Annotated in this window: 19 protein-coding genes; 4 read left to right on the forward strand and 15 right to left on the reverse strand. The window is 71.7% G+C overall.

Annotated elements, in window-relative coordinates; genetic code table 11:
* Window positions 1-46: 46 nt before the first annotated feature.
* Entirely contained in the window at window positions 47-472 is a 426-nt protein-coding gene (locus ACFUN8_RS07195) for a VOC family protein (protein ID WP_383632728.1), read from the reverse strand.
* Window positions 473-602: 130 nt separating this feature from the next.
* On the opposite strand from ACFUN8_RS07195, the gene ACFUN8_RS07200 reads away from it, so the two are divergent.
* A complete protein-coding gene (locus ACFUN8_RS07200; protein ID WP_383632731.1) occupies window positions 603-1,607 on the forward strand; it encodes a helix-turn-helix transcriptional regulator in 1,005 nt (334 codons plus the stop codon).
* Window positions 1,608-1,652: 45 nt separating this feature from the next.
* Here ACFUN8_RS07200 and ACFUN8_RS07205 read toward each other — a convergent pair whose 3' ends face one another.
* The 5 genes from ACFUN8_RS07205 to ACFUN8_RS07225 form a co-directional block, all read right to left on the reverse strand.
* Window positions 1,653-1,940: a DUF397 domain-containing protein gene (locus ACFUN8_RS07205; RefSeq protein WP_383632733.1), complete on the reverse strand. Its 288-nt coding sequence runs from the start codon at window positions 1,938-1,940 to the stop codon at window positions 1,653-1,655.
* Between the two features lie 22 nt (window positions 1,941-1,962).
* Complete coding sequence (locus ACFUN8_RS07210; protein ID WP_383632736.1) at window positions 1,963-2,172, reverse strand: DUF397 domain-containing protein; 210 nt, start codon at window positions 2,170-2,172, stop codon at window positions 1,963-1,965.
* Window positions 2,154-2,996, reverse strand: coding sequence for a helix-turn-helix domain-containing protein (locus ACFUN8_RS07215; RefSeq protein ID WP_383632739.1), 843 nt, complete (start codon window positions 2,994-2,996; stop codon window positions 2,154-2,156). Before ACFUN8_RS07215 ends, ACFUN8_RS07210 begins: the two co-directional genes overlap by 19 nt.
* A gap of 135 nt (window positions 2,997-3,131) precedes the next feature.
* A complete protein-coding gene (locus ACFUN8_RS07220; RefSeq protein ID WP_383632742.1) occupies window positions 3,132-4,016 on the reverse strand; it encodes a MerR family transcriptional regulator in 885 nt (294 codons plus the stop codon).
* Window positions 4,017-4,103: 87 nt separating this feature from the next.
* Entirely contained in the window at window positions 4,104-5,237 is a 1,134-nt protein-coding gene (locus tag ACFUN8_RS07225; protein ID WP_383632745.1) for a glutathione-independent formaldehyde dehydrogenase, read from the reverse strand.
* Between the two features lie 147 nt (window positions 5,238-5,384).
* Here ACFUN8_RS07225 and ACFUN8_RS07230 point away from each other — a divergent pair, with 147 nt between their 5' ends.
* Window positions 5,385-5,579, forward strand: coding sequence for a hypothetical protein (locus tag ACFUN8_RS07230; protein WP_383632748.1), 195 nt, complete (start codon window positions 5,385-5,387; stop codon window positions 5,577-5,579).
* An 84-nt stretch (window positions 5,580-5,663) separates the two neighbouring features.
* Here ACFUN8_RS07230 and ACFUN8_RS07235 read toward each other — a convergent pair whose 3' ends face one another.
* Complete coding sequence (locus ACFUN8_RS07235) at window positions 5,664-6,761, reverse strand: hypothetical protein (RefSeq protein ID WP_383632751.1); 1,098 nt, start codon at window positions 6,759-6,761, stop codon at window positions 5,664-5,666.
* Between the two features lie 238 nt (window positions 6,762-6,999).
* On the opposite strand from ACFUN8_RS07235, the gene ACFUN8_RS07240 reads away from it, so the two are divergent.
* Both ACFUN8_RS07240 and ACFUN8_RS07245 read left to right on the forward strand, forming a co-directional pair.
* Window positions 7,000-7,281, forward strand: coding sequence for a hypothetical protein (locus ACFUN8_RS07240; protein WP_382562474.1), 282 nt, complete (start codon window positions 7,000-7,002; stop codon window positions 7,279-7,281).
* A gap of 17 nt (window positions 7,282-7,298) precedes the next feature.
* Window positions 7,299-7,595, forward strand: a complete 297-nt coding sequence (locus tag ACFUN8_RS07245; RefSeq protein ID WP_383632754.1) for a hypothetical protein — start codon at window positions 7,299-7,301, stop codon at window positions 7,593-7,595.
* A 19-nt stretch (window positions 7,596-7,614) separates the two neighbouring features.
* Here the strand turns inward: ACFUN8_RS07245 and ACFUN8_RS07250 are convergent, their stop codons facing one another.
* The 8 genes from ACFUN8_RS07250 to ACFUN8_RS07285 all read right to left on the reverse strand — a co-directional run bounded on the left by ACFUN8_RS07250 (window position 7,615) and on the right by ACFUN8_RS07285 (window position 20,709).
* Window positions 7,615-9,225 (reverse strand): 4-coumarate--CoA ligase family protein, encoded by a 1,611-nt coding sequence (locus tag ACFUN8_RS07250; protein WP_383632823.1) that lies wholly within the window; start codon window positions 9,223-9,225, stop codon window positions 7,615-7,617.
* A 70-nt stretch (window positions 9,226-9,295) separates the two neighbouring features.
* Window positions 9,296-10,438: an acyl-CoA dehydrogenase family protein gene (locus tag ACFUN8_RS07255; RefSeq protein ID WP_383632757.1), complete on the reverse strand. Its 1,143-nt coding sequence runs from the start codon at window positions 10,436-10,438 to the stop codon at window positions 9,296-9,298.
* Complete coding sequence (locus ACFUN8_RS07260; protein ID WP_383632760.1) at window positions 10,435-12,471, reverse strand: acetyl/propionyl/methylcrotonyl-CoA carboxylase subunit alpha; 2,037 nt, start codon at window positions 12,469-12,471, stop codon at window positions 10,435-10,437. The genes ACFUN8_RS07255 and ACFUN8_RS07260 overlap by 4 nt, the downstream gene beginning before the upstream one ends.
* Window positions 12,472-12,479: 8 nt before the next feature.
* Window positions 12,480-14,078, reverse strand: a complete 1,599-nt coding sequence (locus tag ACFUN8_RS07265; RefSeq protein ID WP_383632763.1) for an acyl-CoA carboxylase subunit beta — start codon at window positions 14,076-14,078, stop codon at window positions 12,480-12,482.
* Complete coding sequence (locus ACFUN8_RS07270) at window positions 14,075-15,853, reverse strand: acyclic terpene utilization AtuA family protein (protein WP_383632766.1); 1,779 nt, start codon at window positions 15,851-15,853, stop codon at window positions 14,075-14,077. The genes ACFUN8_RS07265 and ACFUN8_RS07270 overlap by 4 nt, the downstream gene beginning before the upstream one ends.
* Entirely contained in the window at window positions 15,850-16,647 is a 798-nt protein-coding gene (locus ACFUN8_RS07275; RefSeq protein ID WP_383632769.1) for a TIGR03084 family metal-binding protein, read from the reverse strand. Before ACFUN8_RS07275 ends, ACFUN8_RS07270 begins: the two co-directional genes overlap by 4 nt.
* A gap of 90 nt (window positions 16,648-16,737) precedes the next feature.
* A complete protein-coding gene (locus tag ACFUN8_RS07280) occupies window positions 16,738-17,784 on the reverse strand; it encodes a DMT family transporter (RefSeq protein WP_383632772.1) in 1,047 nt (348 codons plus the stop codon).
* A gap of 72 nt (window positions 17,785-17,856) precedes the next feature.
* Window positions 17,857-20,709 carry an FAD-binding and (Fe-S)-binding domain-containing protein gene (locus ACFUN8_RS07285; RefSeq protein WP_383632775.1) on the reverse strand — a complete coding sequence of 951 codons (2,853 nt, stop codon included), beginning with the start codon at window positions 20,707-20,709 and terminating at the stop codon, window positions 17,857-17,859.
* Between the last annotated feature and the right edge of the window lie 52 nt (window positions 20,710-20,761).

Raw genomic sequence — 20,761 nt, forward strand, 5'->3', positions numbered from 1 at the left:
GAAACCGGGCGGCGGCGGGTGACCGCCGCCGCCCGCGGCGGGGTGGTCAGCCCGCGTTGTACTCGACAGCGACGTCCACGACCCAGGTCACGCCGAAGCGGTCCTTGAGCATGCCGTAGAGGGGCGCCCACTGGGCGGGGCTCAGCGGCTGCAGGACTGTCGCGCCCTCGGTGAGCTTCTCCCAGTACCCGGTGACCTCCTCGGCCGTCTCGCCGCGCAGCGAGAGGAAGAACGCGTTCTCGCCCTGGTCCCACGGCTGGCTCGACGGAACGTCGTACGCCATCACCTTGAACCCGTTCTCGGCGGCGACCTGGCCCCACATCACCTGGTCCGCCTCCGCCGGATCCTGCACGTTCCCGGCGTCCTTGTACGTGACGACGGCCAGGTGCCCGGAAAAGACGGACTGGTAGAAGGTCAGCGCCGCGTGGGCGTCGCCCCGGAAGTTCAGGTGGGTCACTGCGTTGACGGTCATGGTGGCTCCTCGCCTCTGGTGATCACGGTCGGATCTGGCTAGTCACGTGTCCCGGTCCGGCCCGGTTCGATGACCACAGTCGCAACAGAAGCGGTCAGGTTGTGGCCGCTTCTCGGTGCACCATGGAGATATGCAGAAGACTTCCGCGCGGCTCCTGTCGCTGCTCTCCCTGCTCCAGACCCGCCGGGACTGGCCAGGGGCGCAGTTGGCCGAGCGGCTGGACATCAGCCCGCGCACCGTGCGCCGCGACGTCGACCGCCTGCGCGAGCTGGGCTACCCCATCGTGACCAGCAAGGGCCCGGACGGCGGCTACCGGCTCGGCGCCGGCACCCAACTGCCCCCGTTGCTGTTCGACGACGAGCAGGCCGTCGCCCTGGCCATCGCACTCCAGATCGCCACCACGACCGGCGCGGGCATCGAGGAAGCCGCCGCCCGCGCGCTGAACACCGTCCGGCAGGTCATGCCCGCCCGGCTGCGCCACCGGATCGACACCTTCCATGTCACCGCCGTCGAACGGCCCACGACCCGTCCGGCCCCGCAGGTCGACAGCACGGTGCTCATGGCACTCAGCGCCGCCGTCCACGCCCGCGAGACGCTGCGCTTCGACTACTCCTCGGCGGCGGGCGCCCGCGACGACAGCACCGACACGCCGCCTCCACCCCGCCGGGCGGAACCCCACCACCTCGTCACCTGGGGCGGACGCTGGTACCTCGTCGCCTGGGACCTCGACCGCGAGGACTGGCGCACCTTCCGCGCCGACCGGATCACCCCGCGCACCCCCACCGGCCCGCGCTTCTCCCCGCGCGAACTGCCCGGCGGCGACGTGGCCGCCTTCGTCGCCGGCAGGTTCCAGGGGTCGGACGGCACCGGCGACTGGCCCTGCCGCGGTGAGGTGATCCTCGACCTGCCCGCCTCCGAGGTGGCGCCGTACGTCCACGACGGAGTCGTGGAGGAGTTCGGGCCGCACCGCTGCCGACTCGTCCTGGGCTCGTGGTCATGGCCCGCCCTGGCCGCCGCCCTCGGCAGGTTCGACGCCGACATCGAGGTCGTCGGCCCCGCAGAACTCAAAGCCGCCTTCGCCCGCCTGGCCCGCCGCTACACCGAGACCGCGACCGCGCCTTCCCCACCCCGATGAACCGGGCACGGATCGGCGGGGCCGCCGCCTCGTACATCTGACGCGTCAGGCGCCCAACGCGCCATGTTTTACGGCCGAGATGAAGGATGCCCAGCCGGACGCGTCGAACGCGAGGACCGGGCCGTGCGGGGTCTTGCTGTCGCGTACGGGGACGACGGGCGCGAAGTCGTCAGAAACCTCGACGCACGCGCCACCGTCCTGGTTGCTGTAACTGCTCTTACGCCACTGGGCCGCGCTGGCGAAGTCGTCAGAGACTTCGACGCACTCGCCGCCATCCTGATTGCTGTAGCTGCTCTTGCGCCAAGTCACAGCGCTCAGGTCGAGGGATCGCAACGGTGCAACCTCCAACTGGGCGTCAGGCGCCCAAGGCCCCAGCCTTCACGGCCGAGACGAACGAAGCCCAGCCGGACGCGTCGAACGCCAGCACCGGGCCGTGTGGGGTCTTGCTGTCACGCACGGGGATGACGGCGGCGAAGTCGTCGGAGACCTCGACGCACTCGCCACCGTCCGAGTTGCTGTAACTGCTCTTACGCCAGGTTACGGCGGTCAGATCAAGGGATCGCACGGCACTTCCTCCAACATGCGTAGGACGAACTTTCGCGACTTCGTAGGGGACAGAGCCAAGTCGCGCACCTCATCGTAGGCACGTTGCAACCGATCCACCGGCTGGTTCTCCTCGATGAGTTCGCCCCTGTACGCGTTCTCGGTGTACCCGACCGTATGGCCGTCGGGAAGTCTCAGGAACATGAGAGCCGTACTGTCCAGGCCATAGAGCCCCGCGCTGAACGGAAGCACGTGAAGCGTCACGTTCCCCCGCTCGGCCAGCTCGCTCAAGTACTCCAATTGCGTCCGCCACCTACCCACGTCCCGCAAGGCTGTCCGCAACACCGCCTCCGAGAGGATCGATCGGAACGGCGGCGCGTGGTCCCCCTCCAGCAACTCCCGTCGCCCCATCCGCGCCTCAACCTGCTGCTCAAGCGCTTCCCCCTTGAGTCCGCTCGCTCCCAGCACCTCGCGTGCGTACGCCTCCGTCTGCAACAACCCCGGCAGCACGCTCACCGCAAAGTGCCACAGACTCGTCGCCTCAGCCTCCAAAGACATGTACCGCCGGTACTGCTCCTTGAACTGCGACTTGTCACTCACCGCCAGCTCCCACAGCGCCAGCAACAACCCCGGCGTCCCGTAATACGTGTCGAGTGCCTGGACGACCTCCGGGCCGCCCAGCGTCTCGCCCTTCTCCATCTTGCCGAACAACGACCAGTCCCAGCCCAGCCGTTCGCCGAGTTGTCGCAGGCTGTCGCCGCGTGCGGCGCGCAGTGAGCGCAGTTCCTGGGCGAACCGCGCGCGGGGCTCCCTGCTACGACCGGTGACCACTCGTCTCGTCGGCATGGTGCTGCCCTCCGCGCGTTCGTAACAGGTCTGTCACGCACGGTAATTCACGACGCGTCTCCACGTCGGGGAAACGGGCAACAACCAGCCGGACGAGCTGCCACAGATCGAGGCTTCAGCCGATCACGCCGTATTTCAGGTACTGGGTGAGTCCTGGGCGGGGAGTTCTTCGGCCAGCTCCATGCAGCGCAGGCGCGCCGGGGAGAAGTCGTAGGGCATCTTGCCGATGGCTTCGAGCACGCTCATGGAGTCGGCCTCGTCCTCGCCGTCATCGTCGGTGGCGGGGTGCAAAGTGTCCCAGACGTCGAAGAGGGCCTCGTCGTCCTTCTCCAGGCCGGACTCCTCGATGACGGCGTGCAGGGCGCTTTCGAAGGCGTGCCGCTCGGCGGCCACCTGAGCCACCCGCGGATCATCGACGGCGACGCCGTCATCGAGTGCTTCCTCGGCCTCATCGATGCGGTCGGAGTCCTCCCGCAGGGTGGGATGCGTGGCCAGGACGATGAAGCGGGTGGCCTGGACCGCCGCGCCGAGCGGGCCGAAGATCCGCTCGGTGACCAGCAGAGTGTCCAGGTCCGCCTGGCGCAGGGAGCCCTCGGGCAGGTTCTTGAGGCGGTCGGTGATGAAGTCGGAGAGCAGTCCCATCCGGCTGCCCTCGGTGCGCATGCGCTGCACGGCGGTCCGCTGCCGCCGTGCTTCCGCCTCCTGCTCGGCGAGGGTTTCCTCCAGCCGCTCCAGGATGCCCGCGATACCGTCTCCGCTCTCCGCACCGGCGGCGGCCGTGGCGGTGGTGAAGGCGTCACGGATGTCGTCCAGGGCGATCCCGGCGTCGGCCATCTTGCGGATCCAGAGCAGGCGGATCATGTCCTCGTACCCGTAGCGGCGGCGGCCGTCGCCGCCCCGCTCGGGCTCGGGGAGCAGCCCGATCTCGTGGTAGTGGCGAATCGCCCGCGGCGTGCTGCCGGCGAAGGCCGCCGCGTCACCGATCTTGACCTGGCGGGGTGGCACGAAGGACGAATGCACGAGCGGGGACCTTTCCTCACGGGACCGGGACGTACGTCCACGGGACCACATGCCGTTACGGAAGGTGCAACCCCATCCCGCCGTGGCCTACGGGTGCAGCATCACCTTCGTGTAGCCCTCGATCCGCTTGTCGAACTTGTCGTACGCCGACGCCGCCTGGTCCAGGGGCAGTTCGTGGGAGACCACGAAGCTCGGCGTCGCCCTGCCGTCGATGATCATGTCCCGCAGGAAGCGGTTGTAGCTCTTGACGTTGCACTGGCCCGTGCCCATCCGCAGGCCCTTCTCGAAGAGCTTGCCGATGGCGACGAGCAGCATGCCCTGCTTGGCCTGCTCGTCCGGGCCGCCGGGGTCGGCCGGGACATAGAGGCCCGGGATGCCGAGTGCTCCGGTGGCGCGGACCGTTCCGACGAGGGAGTTCAGGACGCTCGCCGGCTCCTCGTGGCCCGCGCTCTGCGTCTTCGCCTGGTATCCGACGGCGTCGATGCCCTTGTCCGTGCCGATGCCCTCGGTCTGTTCCTTGATCTGCTCGACCGGGTCGCCCTCACCGAAGTTGATCGGGATCGCGCCTATCTCCTCGGCCTTCTGGAGCCGCTCGGCGACCCGGTCCACGACGAAGACCTTCCTCGCGCCGCGCAGCAGGGCCGAGTAGGCGGCCATCAGGCCGACCGGCCCGGCACCGTACACCGCGACGCTCTCGCCGGGGCGGACGTCGGCGAGTTCGCAGCCGTGATAGCCGGTGGGGAAGATGTCGGCGAGCAATATGAAATCACGCTCGTGCTCCTGCCCCGGCGGCAGCTTCAGGCAGTTGAAGTCGGCGTAGGGGACGCGCAGATATTCGGCCTGGCCGCCCTTCCAGGGGCCCATGGCGACGTAGCCGTAAGCACCGCCCGCGAAACCGGGATTGACGGTCGTACAGAATGCGGTGAATCCGTCGACGCAGTTGGTGCAGAACCCGCAGGCGACGTTGAAGGGCATGACCACACGGTCGCCCTTCTTGAGGCCGGTGACGCCCTGGCCGATTTCGTCGATGATTCCCATGTTCTCGTGGCCGAAGACGATGCCGGGCTCGGCAGCCGTACGGCCCTCGTACATGTGCAGGTCCGAGCCGCAGATCGCGGTGGTGGTGATCCGCACGATCACATCGTTCGGATGCTGGATGCTGGGCTTTTCAACATCTTCGACAGCGACGTCGAAAGGTCCCTTGTATACGACGGCCTTCATGGCTGCCACCTTTCGTTCGGCTATGCGTGTGTGATTTCCCCGCGTGACCCATATCTCATGGTTCTCCGCCCTGCCCGATGAGGCAAGTCGGTACTCTCCGGTGAATACACCCGGCGCCGTACCATGAAATGGAGAGGTCGGCGAAACATGTCTGCTCAGCGACTGGGAACTTTGCTTGTCTCCGCACCGGGACTGTCCGGCACCGTCTACCCGCCCGGAACGACCGTGACCGTCCAGGGCCGCGGCTCGGCTGTCGACGCCTTCGTCAACGGGGACTGGCTCGCTCTGTCGTGGTGGGAGTTCTCCGACGGTCTTCGCGAGGACATCTCGGACCGGGACTGACCAAGGCTGACCAGGTCGCGGCAGCACTCGCCGTCGCACCAACTCCCGCCCTGCGCGCGGCAGTCGCACGGATGTATCGGATCCTCACCACCGCCGGGTTGCGATCTCCCGTAGCCATGGCTCCTCCCGGACGGCCGGGAGCCGGACCAGGGTGTCCCGGAAGACATACTCATCGACTCGGAACCGGTGCCGGGCACGCGGCAGGGGCGGGTCGTCGCGGAGGATTTCGGCCGGCATGACGCCGGACGCGGGGATCGGCAGGTGCGGTCGGGGGAAGGCCAGCCACAGCCACACCCCGAAGGGCAACGGGACCGAGTACGCGGAGGTGGCCAGGCCGCCGCCCGGGGTCCAGAACTCCGCCGTCCCCGGGTGGGTCGGCACCAGGAGGATGTCGGCGTGCGGGGCGGGAACGGGCAGTCCAGGTCCGGCCAGTACCGCGCGGCGCGGTGTCGCGCCCGTGGGGAGCAGGGCGTCGAGGGCGGGTTGGAACACCTCCTCGATCAGGCCGCCGTGCGGGACGGTCACGGGCTCGCCTCGTGAGGCCACCAGCAGGTGCGCGAGCGCGTGGCCGGCCGCCGCCTCCCATCGCGGGCTCCATGACCAGAAGTGGTACGTCCCCGACCGGCCTCCCCAGCGGGGGATCGACTCGAACGGGGGCGTGCGCCTGCCCGCCGCCAGCAACTCGGCCCAGGAGTGGGGTGCGGTGTCGGTGCCTTCGACCGGGCAGGGGCGTACCGCGTTCGGGGCGAGCCACACCACCTGCCATTGCGAGCAGTCGTCGACGCGGGTCGCCACGGGCAGGCCGCATGCCTCGCAGAGCATGTTGGGCCCGCTGCCCCCGCCGAGGCCGCAGCAGGCGGCGCTTCCGTCCTCCGGGATCAGCAGGGTGCCCCGGGTGTCTCCGGGCGCGATGGCGATCGCGCCGGTCACGCCGTCGGACAGTGCCCGGACCGGCGCGTAAATTCCACGGGCCGCCGCCTCGTCCGGATCGACGTCCTCCCACATCCGCCACGGCGGCCCCCAGGGCTCCGGGTCGACGGCGAAGGTGCCCGGCTCCATGAGCACCGGGAGCTGCGCACCATTCCCGTAGGTCTGATGGGCGTGGACCGGCAGGGCGACCTGGGACAGCGGTGCGGTCAGCGCGGCGCCGCACCCGGCGCACTCGAACTCGAAGACGGACACGTCCCTCCCCAGGAATCAGGGGGATCGTCGCAGCTCATCCACGCCCGGCCAACACGTTTTCCGTCCGGTTGCGTGGCAGATGTGGAACGTGCGTCGCGCGCCAGGGAACCACCCTCGTCCTCGGTGCCGGGCGCTCCTCCACGGGCGCATTCTCGTAGTGTGCCCGTCACGCACGGTAGTTCAGACCGTTCGGCCGGGCCGGCGACATCACGTGCCAACGAGCCGAAGGAGACCCCCCATGACGTCCGCGACTCCCAAGCCGCCGCTCCCCCGCCGTACCCCGCAGCGCATCGCCCCCGACAAGATCCAGGAGGCCGTCGAGGCGCGCGACGCGCTGGCGGCGGCGCTGACCAGCGCCGGTATCCAGTTGCCCGCGATGGATGTCCGCACCCCGTGGCCCGTCACCGACGACAGCGACGCCGGACGCGCCACCCGCTACGCCCTCGTCCATCTCGGCGTCTGCTCCGCGCCGGTGGCGCTGGCGCTGGCCGCGGTGATCGTGGACGGGGCGGGGCGGTGACAGACGGTACGCGGCCGGTGAGGGAGACTCCCGCGCCCGCATCGGCCCTACCGCCCGCGCCCGCCGTACCGCCCGCGTCACCCGTCGGGATCCGCGTCGGGGACACCGTCCACGACCCGGCGCGCGACCGGGTCGGCGTCGTCATGGCCCGGCAGGGCCCGTACTACCAGCTCCGCCCGCTCGGCGGCGGCCGCGAGTGGGACGCAGACCCGGCCCGCGTCCGGCCACTGACCCCGGCCGAACTGCTCAGCGCCCGCGTCGCGGACGCCAACACGCGCAGCCGTACCGCCCTCGGCGACGTGCCGGGGAGGTGAGCGGGGCCGGGCGGCGGCGTCATGTCGTCTCCGGCTCCGACTCCCTTTCGCGGTCGCGCAGTTCACGTCTGAGAATCTTCCCGGACGCCGCACGGGGGACGCCCCCGATGAACTCGACCTGGCGGACCTTCTTGTGCGGCGCGACGTGTTCGGCGACGTAGGCCATGACGTCCGCCTCGGTCAGTCCGGGCGCCGTGGGCTGGCGGACGACGTACGCCTTCGGGATCTCGTTCCCGTCCTCGTCGTACACGCCGATCACCGCCGCGTCGGCTATCGACTCGTGCGTCAGCAGCAGTGCTTCGAGGTCGGCGGGGGCGACCTGGAAGCCCTTGTACTTGATCAGCTCCTTCACCCGGTCGACCACGAACAGCCAGCCGTCGGCGTCGACACGGCCGATGTCACCGGTGTGCACCCAGCCGTCGGTGTCGATCATGTGGGCCGTCTCCTCGGGCTGGCCGAGGTAGCCCTTCATGACCTGCGGGCCGCGGATGAGGACTTCACCGGCGGCGCCCGCGGGGGCGTCCGTGCCGGGGTCGTCGAGCGAGACGATGCGCATCTCGGTGCTGGGCAGGAGCTTCCCCACCGCCCCGGCGGGCGGGTTGTCGGCGTCCAGCGGGACCACGTGCGTGCCCGGTGACAGCTCGGTCATGCCGTACGCCTGGCGGACGGGCGGCAGGCCCAGGCGGGCCGAACAGGCTTCGGCGAGGCGGGAGTCGAGGGGTGCGGCGGAGCAGACGATGTAGTCGAGCGAGGACAGGTCGTAGCGGGCGACGGCCGGGTGCTTGGCGAGGGCGAGGACGATCGGCGGGGCGACGTACAGGCCGTTGATGCGGTGCCTCTCGATCGCGCCGAGGAACTGGTCGAGGTCGAAGCGCGGCAGTACGACGACGGTGGCGCCGGTGCGCAGCGGTGCGTTCATCAGGGCAGTGAGGCCGTAGATGTGAAAGAAGGGAAGCACGGCGAGGATGCGGTCGCCGGGGCGCATCGGGATGACGGGGTCGAGCTGCGCGAGATTGGTGGCGATGGAGCGGTGCGTCAGCATGACGCCCTTGGGGGTGCCGGTGGTGCCGGAGGAGTAGGGCAGCGCCGCGATGTCCTCGGCGGGGTCGATCTCGACATCGGTCTCGGTGCCGGGGGTCGCGGTCGGCTCCGTGGCGATCATGTCGAGGACCGAGCGGTGGCCCGGCGCCCGGTCGCAGACGAAGATCTCCTCGATGCCGCCCACCAACTCGGCCGATCTGCGGGCGACTTCGAGCAGCGGCGACACGGTGACGATCCAGCGGGCCGAGGAGTCACGGAGCTGCTTCGCGAACTCCTCGGCGGTGGACAGCGGATGGACGGTGGTGACGGAGGCGCCCGCGCGGGTGGCGCCGTAGAACGCGACCGGATACGCGACGGTGTTGGGGCTGTGCAGGGCCAGTACGTCGCCCTTGCGCAGACCGGCCTCGGTGAGAGCAGCGGCGATACGGCGGTGGAAGACGTCCAGTTGGGCGTAGGTGACGGTGGTGCCGGCGTCCGTACCGTCCACGAGGGCGACGGTGTCGCCGAACTCGGCCGCGCGGCCGAGGACCGCCTCGTGGATGGGTCGGTCGACCGCTTCGATGTTCGCGTACTCGCTGTGAAAGATCACCATGACGAGAGCCCCTTCGACGCGTGGACGTACGAACGCGAGAACGCGTGGACGCACAGAATGGCGTGCCTCAGTACGATTTGGGGAGACCCAGGGACTGGTGGGATACGTAGTTCAGGATCATTTCGCGGCTGACGGGCGCGATACGGGCCACGCGTGACGCCGTGATCAGGGACGCCAGGCCGTACTCGCGGGTGAGCCCGTTGCCGCCGAGCGTGTGCACCGCTTGGTCGACGGCGCGTACGCACGCCTCCCCCGCCGCGTACTTGGCCATGTTCGCCGCCTCGCCCGCGCCCGCGTCGTCGCCCGCGTCGTACAGGTGCGCGGCCTTGCGCATCATCAGCCGGGCGAGTTCGATCTCGATGTGCGCCTGGGCGAGCGGGTGCGCGATGGCCTGGTGCGCGCCGATCGGCTGCTGCCAGACCTGGCGGGTCTTGGCGTAGTCGACGGCCTTGTCGAGCGCGTACCGGCCCATGCCGAGGGCGAAGGCGGCGGTCATGACGCGTTCGGGATTGAGTCCGGCGAAGAGCTGGAGCAGCCCGGCGTCCTCGTCGCCGACGAGGGCGTCGGCGGGAAGCCGTACATCGTCCAGCACCAGCTCGAACTGCTTCTCCACCGCCTGGAGTTCCATGTCGATCTGGGAGCGGTGGAAGCCCTGCGCGTCGCGCGGGACGATGAAGAGGCAGGGCTTGAGTGAGCCGGTCCTGGCGTCCTCGGTGCGGCCCACGACGAGGGTGGCGTCGGTGATGTCGACGCCGGAGACGAAGACCTTGCGGCCGTTGAGTATCCAGCCGCCGCCGTCGCTCTCGGCGGCTCTGCGGGCGGTGGTGGTGATGCGGTGCGAGTTGGATCCGGCGTCGGGCTCGGTGATGCCGAAGGCCATCGTGCGGGAGCCGTCGGCGAGGCCGGGGAGCCATGCGCGCTTCTGTGCCTCGGTGCCGAAGCGGGCGATGACGGTGCCGCAGATGGCGGGCGACACGACCATGAGAAGCAGGGGGCAGCCGGCGGCACCCAACTCTTCCAGGACGATGGAGAGTTCGGCGAGGCCGCTGCCTCCGCCGCCGTACTCCTCGGGCAGGTTGACGCCGAGATAGCCGAGCTTGCCCGCCTCGCTCCACAGCGTCTCGCGGTCGAAGGCGCGCCCGTGACGGCGGCCGAGGGCGGCGACGGCGGCGCGGAGGTCCTGGTGTTCCTGCGTTTCGACGATGCTCATGAGTCCCCCTGTGAGGTGTCGGGCTGTGGGGTGCCTGGCTGCGCGGTGTCGGGCTGCGCGCCGGTCTGCGCGCCGGTCTGCGCGGTGTCGGTGACTACGGCGAGGAGCGCGCCGACCTCGACCTGGCTGCCGGGGGCGGCGTGGAGCGCGGTGAGCGTGCCGGAGGCGGGAGAGACGATGCGGTGCTCCATCTTCATGGCCTCCAGCCAGATGAGCGGCTGCCCGGCGGTGACGGCGCTGCCCTCGCCGATCCCGTCGGCGATCCGTACGACGGTGCCGGGCATGGGCGCGAGCAGCGAACCGGGCGCGGTGGCGGTGCGGGGGTCGGTGAAGCGGGGGTGGACGCGGAGGCGGTACGAGGCGGTGGGGCCGTCCACGTAGACGTGGCCGCCCCCGTACTCCCCGTACTCCTCGCACTCCTCGTACTCCGCCACGTCGAAGTGCCGCAGCACTCCGTCGACTTCGAGGCTGACGCGGTCGGGCGCGACGGCGACGGCGCGCACCGCGTCGTCCTCGACGTGGAACCCGTCGCGGGTGCGGTGGTAGCGCACCTCGTACCCGCCGTACGTCTTGGTCTGCGGCTGCGACGCGAGGTTCCGCCACCCGCCGACGCGGTGCCCGCGCCGGACGGCGTCGGCGAGCGCGGCGGCGAGGGCGGCGCGGCGCGCGTTGTCGTCGCCGCCCGGCTCCGGCCCGGTGAGCGTCGTCAGGTGCCGGTCGTAGAACCCCGTGTCGGCCTGCCCGCCGGTGAACTCCGGGTGACGCAGGGACCGTACGAGCAGTTCGCGGTTGGTGACCGGCCCGTGGACCCTGGCCCGCCGCAGCGCGTCGGCCAGCACCCGCACGGCCTCGGCGCGGGTGGGCGCCCAGGCGACGACCTTGGCGAGCATGGAGTCGTAGTGCACCCCCACCCGGTCACCGGGCCCGTACCCGGCGTCGACGCGGAGACGGGGCTGCTCCCCTCGTACGGCGAGGGCGGGTCCCCGCACCGTCAGCGCGTGCACCCGCCCTGGCTGCGGCGCCCACCCCTGGGCCGGGTCCTCCGCGTACAGGCGGGCCTCCACCGCGTGGCCGTGGGCGGCGGGCGGCTCCGGGGACAGCTTCGCGCCTTCCGACAGGGCGAGTTGGAGCGCCACCAGGTCGAGGCCGAACACCTCCTCCGTCACCGGGTGTTCGACCTGGAGGCGGGTGTTCATCTCCAGGAAGTACGCGCGGCCCGCCGGCGAGATCAGGAACTCGACCGTGCCCGCGCCCCGGTACTCCACCGCGCGCGCCGCCGCGACCGCCGCGTCCGTCAGCGTCGCGTGCAGCTCCGCCGGCAGACCGGGCGCCGGGGACTCCTCGATCACCTTCTGGTGGCGTCGCTGCAAGGAGCAGTCGCGCGTGCCCAGCGCCCACACCGTGCCGTGCGCGTCGGCGAGGATCTGGACCTCGACGTGCCGGCCCCGCTCCACGTACGGCTCCGCGAAGACCTCGCCGTCGCCGAACGCCGACCGGGCCTCGGCCGACGCCGCCGCCAACTCGTCCGCGAAATGGCCCAGTTCACGGACCACCCGCATACCCCGGCCGCCACCGCCCGCCGCCGCCTTCAGGAGCAGCGGCAGGTCCGCCTCCGTCACCGACGCGACATCGAGAGCGGCCAGCAGCGGGACGCCCGCCGACGCCATCAGCTCCTTCGCCCGCGTCTTGGACGCCATCGCCTCGATCGCCTCCGGCGGCGGCCCCACCCACACCAGCCCGGCGTCCAGCACCGCCCGTGCGAACTCCGCGTTCTCCGACAGGAATCCGTAGCCGGGATGCACCGCGTCAGCGCCCGCCGCGAGGGCCGCCTTCACGATCAGGTCGCCGCGCAGATACGTGTCGGCGGGCGCCGACCCCGGCAGCCGTACCGCCGTGTCCGCCTCCCGTACGTGCAGCGCGTCGGCGTCCGCGTCCGAGAAGACCGCGACCGTGCCGATGCCCCGCTCCCGGCAGGTGCGGAAGACCCGGCACGCGATCTCGCCCCGATTCGCGACAAGAAGAGTGGTGATCAACGTAAGCCTCACATTCGGAAGACGCCGAAGCCCGCCCGTACGCCCTCGACCGGCGCCGTGTGGACCGCCGACAGGCACAGGCCGAGCACCGTGCGGGTGTCACGCGGGTCGATGACCCCGTCGTCGTAGAGCCGCCCGGACAGGAACGCCGGCAGGGACTCCGACTCGATCTGCGCCTCCACCATCGCGCGCAGCGCCGCGTCGCCGTCCTCGTCGTACGGCAGCCCCTTCGCCGCCGCCGACGCGCGCGCCACGATCGAGAGCACACCGGCCAGTTGCTGCGGCCCCATCACCGCGGACTTGGCGCTCGGCCAGGCGAAGAGGAAGCGCGGGTCGTAGGCCCGGCCGCACATGCCGTAGTGCCCGGCGCCGTACGACGCGCCCATCAGGACCGACAGATGCGGCACCGTCGAGTTGGCGACCGCGTTGATCATCATCGCGCCGTGCTTGATGATGCCGCCCTGCTCGTACTCCTTGCCGACCATGTAGCCGGTGGTGTTGTGCAGGAAGATCAGCGGGATGTCGCGCTGGTTGGCGAGCTGGATGAACTGCGCGGCCTTCTGCGACTCGGCGCTGAACAGCACGCCCTGCGCGTTGGCCAGCACCCCCACCGGATAGCCGTGCAGCCGCGCCCAGCCCGTCACCAGGCTCGGCCCGTACAGCGGCTTGAACTCGTCGAAGTCCGACCCGTCCACGATCCGCGCCACCACCTCGCGCGGGTCGAAGGGGATCTTCAGATCGCCGGGGACGATGCCCAGCAGCTCGTCCTCGTCGTACTTCGGCGGCTCGGCGAGGCCCGGATCGGGCCGCGCCTTGCGGTGGTTGAGGCGGGCGACGATCCGCCGCGCCTGGCGGATCGCGTCCGGCTCGTCCACCGCGAAGTGGTCGGCGAGCCCCGAGTGGCGGGCGTGCATCTCGGCGCCGCCGAGCGATTCGTCGTCGCTCTCCTCGCCCGTCGCCATCTTCACGAGCGGCGGTCCGCCGAGGAAGACCTTCGACCGTTCCTTGATCATCACGGTGTGGTCGGACATGCCGGGGACGTACGCGCCGCCCGCCGTCGAGTTGCCGAAGACGACCGCCACGGTGGGAATCCCGGCGGCGGAGAGCCGCGTCAGATCGCGGAACAGCGCGCCGCCGGGGATGAAGATCTCCTTCTGGGAGGGGAGATCGGCGCCGCCGGACTCGACGAGGCTGATGAGCGGGAGCCGGTTCTCGTACGCGATCTGGTTGGCGCGCAGCGCCTTCTTCAGCGTCCAGGGGTTGGAGGCGCCGCCGCGCACGGTCGGGTCGTTGGCGGTGATGACGCATTCGACACCCTCCACGACGCCGATGCCGGTGACCATGGACGCGCCGACGGGATAGTCACTGCCCCAGGCGGCGAGCGGGGAGAGTTCGAGGAACGGGGTGTCGGGGTCGAGCAGCAGCTCGACCCGTTCGCGGGCGAGAAGCTTTCCGCGTTTACGGTGCCGGGCCACGTACTTCTCGCCGCCACCGGCCAGCGCCTTGGCGTGCTCCGTGCCGAGGTCGGCGAGCTTGGTGAGCATCTCGGCGCGGTGCGCGGCGTATTCGGGGGACGTGACGTCCAGCGCCGAGTGGAACACGGTCACAGGAGTACCTCCGGGATGTCGGCGTGGCGGGAGCGCAGCCACTCGCCGAGCGCCTTGGCCTGCGGGTCGAAGCGGGCCTGGGCGGCGACGCCCTCGCCGAGGAGGCCCTGGACGGTGAAGTTGAGCGCCCTGAGGTTCGGCAGGACATGTCGGGTGACCGTCAAGTCGGCAGTCTCCGGGAGGAGTTGGCGGAACCGGTCGACGGTCAGCTCGTGCGCGAGCCAGCGCCAGGCGTCGTCCGTGCGCACCCAGACGCCGACGTTGGCGTCCCCGCCCTTGTCGCCGCTGCGGGCGCCCGTGACCAGACCGAGGGGGGCGCGGCGGGTCGGCCCGGCGGGCAGCGGGGCGGGGAGTTTGGGCTCGGGGACGGGCTCAAGTGGCTTCGTGTGTACGGGGGTTGGCACCCGGACCTGTGCGCCGTCGGGCAGCACGGCCGTGTGCGGTACGTCGGCCGCGGCCACGTAGGCCGCCTCGAAGACGCCGTAGGGCGCGCCCTTGCCGGGCGGCGCGGTGACATGGAAACCGGGGTAACTGCCCAGCGCCAGTTCGACGGCGGCGCCGCTGACCGCGCGGCCGACGGCGTCGGGGTCGCTGTCGCGAACGACCAGCCGCAGCAGGGCACTTGCCGTCTCCTCGGTGTCCGCGTCCGCGCGATCGGTGCGGGCCAGCTCCCAACGGACGTGCTTCGGGGCCCGGTCGGCGCGCGCGAACGCGTCCGCGACCTGCTCGCGCACCAGCCGCGCCTTCGCGTCGATGTCGAGGCCGGTGAGGACGAACACGATCTCGTTGCGCCAGCCGCCGAGCCGGTTCAGCCCGACCTTGAGCGTGGGGGGCGGCGCCTCGCCGCGTACGCCTGCGAGCCTGACCCGGTCGGGGCCGTCCTGGGTGAGCCGTACGGTGTCGAGCCTGGCCGTCACGTCGGGCCCCGCGTACCGGGCGCCTCCGGTCTCGTACAGCAACTGCGCGGTGACGGTGCCGATGTCGACGATGCCGCCGGTGCCGGGGTGCTTGGTGATGACGGCGGAGCCGTCGGCGTGGAGTTCGGCGAGCGGGAAGCCGGGGCGGCGGAAGGTGCGTGTGGCGCGGTCGGCTTGGGCGTCGTGGTCGGCGTGCGCGTCGTGGTCGGTGAAGAAGGCGTAGTTGCCGCCCGTGGCCTGGGTGCCGCACTCCAGGACGTGCCCGGCGACGACGGCTCCGGCGAGTTCGTCCAGGTGAGTGGCGTCCCACCCGAAGTGGGCGGCGGCGGGTCCGGTGACCAGGGCCGCGTCCGTGACACGGCCGGTCACCACCACATCGGCGCCCGCCCGCAGGCACTCCGCGATACCGGCGCCGCCGAGATAGGCGTTGGCGGTGAGCACGCCCTCGCCCCAGGCGCGGCCGGCGCCGGTGCCGGTGCCGGCCGTCAGCAGGTCGTCGCCCTCGACGTGTGCCACGCGCACGGGGACGCCGACGCGTTCGGCGAGTTCGCGTACGGCGGTGGCGAGCGCGGCCGGGTTCAGTCCGCCCGCGTTGGCGACGATCTTCACGCCGTGCTCGTGCGCGAGTCCGAGCCCTTCCTCCAACTGCCGCAGGAACGTCTTGGCATAGCCGGACCCGGGGTTCTTCAGCCGGTCGCGGCCGAGGATGAGCATGGTCAGCTCGGCGAGGTAGTCGCCGGTGACGACGTCGAGGGGGCCGCCGGTGAGCATCTCGCGCAGCGCGTCGAAGCGGTCGCCGTAGAAGCCGGAGGCGTTGCCGATCCGCAGGACTTCGGAGGTACGCGGGCGGGCGCTCACCGTCCGGTCCCCTTCGCCGGGCGGCCGGGACCGGCGGGGCCCGCGAAAGCCTGCGCGATGTCCAGCCACCGGTCGGCGTCCGCGCCCTCGGCCCGTACGGCGAGGTCGGCGCGGTGCGCGCGCTGCGTGACGAGCAGACAGAAGTCGAGGGCGGGGCCGGTGACGCGCTGGCCGGCGTCCTCGGGGCCGTACGTCCACAACTCCCCGTCCGGAGAGGTGAGTTCGACCCGGAAGGGCGCGGCGGGCGGCTGCTCGCCACGGACGAAGTAGGCGTAGTCACGGGCCCGTACGCCGATCCACGCCACATGCCGCAGCCGCGCGGTGGGCTCGCGCCGTACACCGAGGGCGTCCGCGATGTCCTGACCGTGCGCCCAGGTCTCCATCAGCCGCGCGGTCGCCATCGACGGCGCGCTCATCGGCGGCCCGTACCAGGGGAAACGCGCACCGGCGGGTACGGAGCGCAGCGCCCGTTGAAGCTGTTCGCGGCCCTCGCGCCAGTGGGCGAGGAGTTGGCGGGGCGGCAGTACGGCGCCGGCCTCGGCGCCCTCGTCCACGAAGGAGTCCGGAGCGGCGAGCGCCTTCGCGGCCTCGTCGGCGAAGGCGGCCTCGTCGGTCACGGCGAGGAGGGACGCGCTGTCGGTCCAGGCGAGATGGGCGATCTGGTGGGCGACGGTCCAGCCGGACGCCGGGGTCGGGAGCGCCCAGCTCCTGTCGTCCAACTCGGCTACGAGCCGGTCGACTTCCTCGCTCTCGCTGCGCAGATCGTCGAGGAGGGGCGCGGCAGGGTCGGACACGGAATGCGCTCCGATCGGGCTCTCGGGACACGGCGTCGTACGTGTCCCGGAGCATGGCAGCGCCCGTAGAAACAAGCAAGCGTGCTTGCTTTACTCCTTGAGGCCCTTGCTCAGGTCCTTGCTCAGGTCCCTGTCCCGGTCCTTCAGCTCCGCGAGGCGCCGCTCCTCCTTGCGCCTCCTGCCCGCCTGCGTCCGGACCGCGCCCATGCTCGCCGCGATGACCAGCGCGATCGCCAGCGCGTCGGTGAAGGAGAGCCCCTGGCTCAGGAGGAAGAAGCCGGCCATGGCGGCGACGGCCGGTTCGATGCTCATCAGGATCGCGAACGTCGGCGCGGGCAGCCGCCGCAGGGCGAGCAGTTCCAGGGTGTACGGCAGGACCGACGACAGCAGCGCGACCGCGAGGGCCAGCCCGACCGTGGACGGCACGATCAGCTTCGAGCCCGCCTCCATGATGCCCAGCGGCAGGGTCAGTACGGCACCGAAGGCCATGGCGAGCGCGAGCCCGTCGGCCTGCGGGAAGCGCTGCCCGGTCCGGGCGCTGAAGACGATGTACGTGGCCCACATCGCACCGGCCCCGACGGCGAACGCCGCGCCCACCGGATCGAGCCGGTCGAACCCGCCCCCGCTGAGCAGCACCACACCGGCGAGCGCGAGCCCGGCCCACAGGAGATTGCCGAGCCTGCGGGAGGCGATCACGGAGAGGGTGAGGGGGCCGAGGACCTCCAGGGTCACAGCGGCGCCCAGCGGGATGCGATCGGCGGCCTGGTAGAAGAGGAGGTTCATCGTCGCCAGGACGGCGCCGAAGACGAGCACGGTGCCCCAGTCGGCGCGCGAGTGGCCACGGACCTTGGGCCGGCAGACCACGAGCAGCACGACGGCGGCGAGCACGAGCCGCAGTGTCACCACACCGACGGCGCCGGCGCGCGGCATCAGCAGTACGGCGATGGCGGCACCGAACTGCACGGAGACAACGCCCCCGAGGACGAGCGCGACGGGCCCGAGCGCCCGCCGCCCGTTCTCCGCCGGGGCCCCGGCGGCTGCCCCCGCGGCCTCGGGTACGGAGACGGCGACACCGACGGCTGCGGTACGCGGCTCGTCCACGGGAACCTCCTCCGGATCAATTGGGGTCGAGATCATTTAGGGCAGCACAATGGACTGCGGGATCTAACATACTGCACTCCGAAACGCACCGTTCACCGCGTCCGCTCCCTACGGTAGGCGGCGCCCCGGCGGCTCCAGCGCCTCCGCCAGGACCTCCGCCAGGTGCCGCGCGCCGCCCGCCGCCAGTTGGTCGAGTTGGGTACGGCACGAGTAGCCATCCGCCAGGAGTTCCGTACCCTCCGCCGCCGCCCGGACCGCCGGGAGCAGTTGGTCCTCCGCGCACGCCACCGAGACGTCGTAGTGACCCTTCTCGAAGCCGAAGTTGCCCGCCAGGCCGCAGCAGCCGCCGCTCAACTCGCCTGTCAGGCCCGCCCGTTCGCGCAGCCGGCGCTCCGCCGCGTCGCCGAGGACCGCGTGCTGGTGGCAGTGGGTCTGGCCCGCGACCGGGCGGTTGACCTCGGGCGGCTGCCAGTTGGGGGCGCACTCCTCCAGGGTCTGGGCGAACGTCCGCACGGACGCGGCGAGTCGGGCCGCGCGGGGGTCGTCCGCGAGGAGTTCCGGCAGGTCGGTCTTGAGCGCGGCGGCGCAGCTCGGTTCCAGGACGACCACCGGCAGGGCCCGGTCGAGCAGCGGTTCCATCCGATCCAGGGTGCGGCGCATGACGGCGCGGGCCTGGTCGAGCTGGCCGGTGGAGACGTACGTGAGGCCGCAGCACACCCCGCCCGGCGGCAGCGTGTGCGGGACGCCGGCCGCGTCCAGGACTCGTACGGCCGCCTTCCCCACGGACGGCGACAGGTGCTCCGTAAAGGTGTCCGGCCACAGCACCACCGCCGGATCGCTCGGGCGCTCGCGCCGCTGCCGCCGCAGCCACCGGGTGAACGTCTGCGGCGCCAGGCGCGGGATCGAGCGCTCCGGGGCGATCCCGCCCAGCCGCTTGGCCAGCGCGGCGGCTCCCGGCAGCCGTACCGCCGTGTTCAGCGCGCCCGCGAAGGGAGCGGCGGCCCGGAGCCAGCGCGGCAGCCGGCCCATCGCGTAGTGCGCGGCGGGCCGCCGCCGGCCCTCGTAGTGGTGGTGCAGGAACTCGGCCTTGTACGTGGCCATGTCGACGCCCACCGGGCAGTCGCTGCGGCAGCCCTTGCAGGACAGGCAGAGGTCGAGCGCGTCCTTGACCTCCGTCGAGCGCCAGCCGTCCGTCACGACCTCTCCGGCGAGCATCTCGTGCAGCAGCCGGGCGCGCCCGCGCGTGGAGTGCTGTTCGTCGCCCGTCGCGCGGAACGAGGGGCACATCACCCCGGCGCCCGAACTGGGCCCCTCCACACGGCACTTGGCGACGCCGACGCAGCGCCGTACGGCCGCCGAGAAGTCCCCGCCCACGACACCGTCCACCTCGCCGTCGTGCGGGTAGGCGAAGGCGACGTCGACCCGTTCACGCGGCAGGACCTCGAAGCGCAGGTTCTCGTCCAGCCGGGCCGGCCGGGCGATCGAGCCGGGGTTCATCCCGCCCGCCGGGTCCCACACGTCCTTGAACCGCCCGAAGAGAGCGGTCAGTTCGTCCCCGTACATCTTCGGCAGCAGCTCCGAGCGCGCCAGCCCGTCGCCGTGCTCGCCGGAGAGCGAGCCGCCGTGGGCGACGACGAGCCCGGCGACGTCCTCGGAGAACCGGCGGAAGCGCCGTACGCCTTCGGTGCTCAACAGGTCGAAGTCGATGCGGACATGGATGCAGCCGTCGCCGAAGTGCCCGTACGGCGTGCCGCGCAGCCCGTGCTCGGCGAGCAGCGCGCGGAAGTCCCGCAGATACGCGCCGAGTTGGGCCGGCGGTACGGCGCAGTCCTCCCAGCCCGGCCACGCCTCGCCGCCGTCGGCGTTGCGGGTGGCGGTGCCCGACGCGTCCTCCCGTACCCGCCACAACGCCCGGATCCCGGCCGGGTCGGCCACGACCGTGCCGTCCAGGGCGTCGGCGGCGCGCACGATCCGCTCGGCGTGCGCGCGGGCCTCGGCGGCGGTGGCGCCGCCGGTCTCCACGAAGAGCCAGGCGCCGCCGCGCGGCAGGTCGTGCGGTCCGGGGACGAGGTCGTCGGCCATGCCCTCGACGGTGAGCGGGTGGTACGGCAGCAGCCCGGCGGCCGCCTCGGCCGCCGCGCTCTCGTCGGGGTAGCCGAGGACCGCGAGCGCCCGCGCGGGCGGCGAGTCGACCAGCCGTACGACGGCTTCCGTGACGACGCCGAGCGTGCCCTCGCTGCCGCAGAACGCGCGGGCGAGGTCGGTGCCGTTCTCGGGGAGCAGCGCGTCGATCGCGTAGCCGGAGATGAGACGCGGCAGGCCGGTGGGGTAACCGGTGCGCAGGAGCGCGAGGTTGCCCTCGACGAGGGGCCGCAGGCCGGCGGGGGCGCCGTCCCAGCCCTGGGCGAGCCGTACGGACGTGCCGTCGTACGTCGTGACCGACAGCTCGTGGACGTTGTCGGCGGTCGTCCCCCACGCGACCGAGTGCGACCCGCACGAGTTGTTGCCGATCATGCCGCCGAGTGTGCAGCGGCTGTGCGTGGAGGGGTCGGGCCCGAAGGTCAGGCCGTGCGGTGCGACGGTGTCGCGCAGCCGGTCGAGGACGACGCCGGGCTGTACCACGGCGGTACGCGCCTCGGGGTCGACCGACACGATCGAGCGAAGATGCCGGGTGAGATCGAGGACGACGCCGACGCCGATCGCGTTCCCGGCGATCGAGGTGCCGCCGCCGCGCGGGACGACGGGCACGCCGTGCGTACGGCAGACGTCGAGGGCCGCCGCGATGTCGGCAGCGTCGCGCGGGGCGACGACGCCGACGGGAACGCGGCGGTAGTTGGAGGCGTCCATGGTGACCAGGGCGCGGGCGGCGGCGCGGAAGTCCACGTCGCCGCGGACGGCTCGCGCCAGGTCTCTGGCCAAGGCGGTGGCGTCCGCGGCTGCCTTCGCGGGTGCCGTGCGCATCGCTGTTTCCCGGTTCCTCTGACGCTCCCTGTGCTCAGCCATTCCCCCAGGA

Source organism: Streptomyces sp. NPDC057307 (assembly GCF_042667665.1).
Taxonomy (GTDB): domain Bacteria; phylum Actinomycetota; class Actinomycetes; order Streptomycetales; family Streptomycetaceae; genus Streptomyces.

Excerpts from the sequence above, each read along its gene's own strand:
- ACFUN8_RS07230 (WP_383632748.1), top strand. The coding sequence starts at position 5,385 with ATGTCTGCTCAGCGACTGGGAACTTTGCTTGTCTCCGCACCGGGACTG.
- ACFUN8_RS07195 (WP_383632728.1), bottom strand. The coding sequence starts at position 472 with ATGACCGTCAACGCAGTGACCCACCTGAACTTCCGGGGCGACGCCCAC.
- ACFUN8_RS07240 (WP_382562474.1), top strand. The coding sequence starts at position 7,000 with ATGACGTCCGCGACTCCCAAGCCGCCGCTCCCCCGCCGTACCCCGCAG.
- ACFUN8_RS07255 (WP_383632757.1), bottom strand. The coding sequence starts at position 10,438 with ATGAGCATCGTCGAAACGCAGGAACACCAGGACCTCCGCGCCGCCGTC.
- ACFUN8_RS07285 (WP_383632775.1), bottom strand. The coding sequence starts at position 20,709 with ATGCGCACGGCACCCGCGAAGGCAGCCGCGGACGCCACCGCCTTGGCC.
- ACFUN8_RS07280 (WP_383632772.1), bottom strand. The coding sequence starts at position 17,784 with ATGATCTCGACCCCAATTGATCCGGAGGAGGTTCCCGTGGACGAGCCG.
- ACFUN8_RS07215 (WP_383632739.1), bottom strand. The coding sequence starts at position 2,996 with ATGCCGACGAGACGAGTGGTCACCGGTCGTAGCAGGGAGCCCCGCGCG.
- ACFUN8_RS07200 (WP_383632731.1), top strand. The coding sequence starts at position 603 with ATGCAGAAGACTTCCGCGCGGCTCCTGTCGCTGCTCTCCCTGCTCCAG.
- ACFUN8_RS07225 (WP_383632745.1), bottom strand. The coding sequence starts at position 5,237 with ATGAAGGCCGTCGTATACAAGGGACCTTTCGACGTCGCTGTCGAAGAT.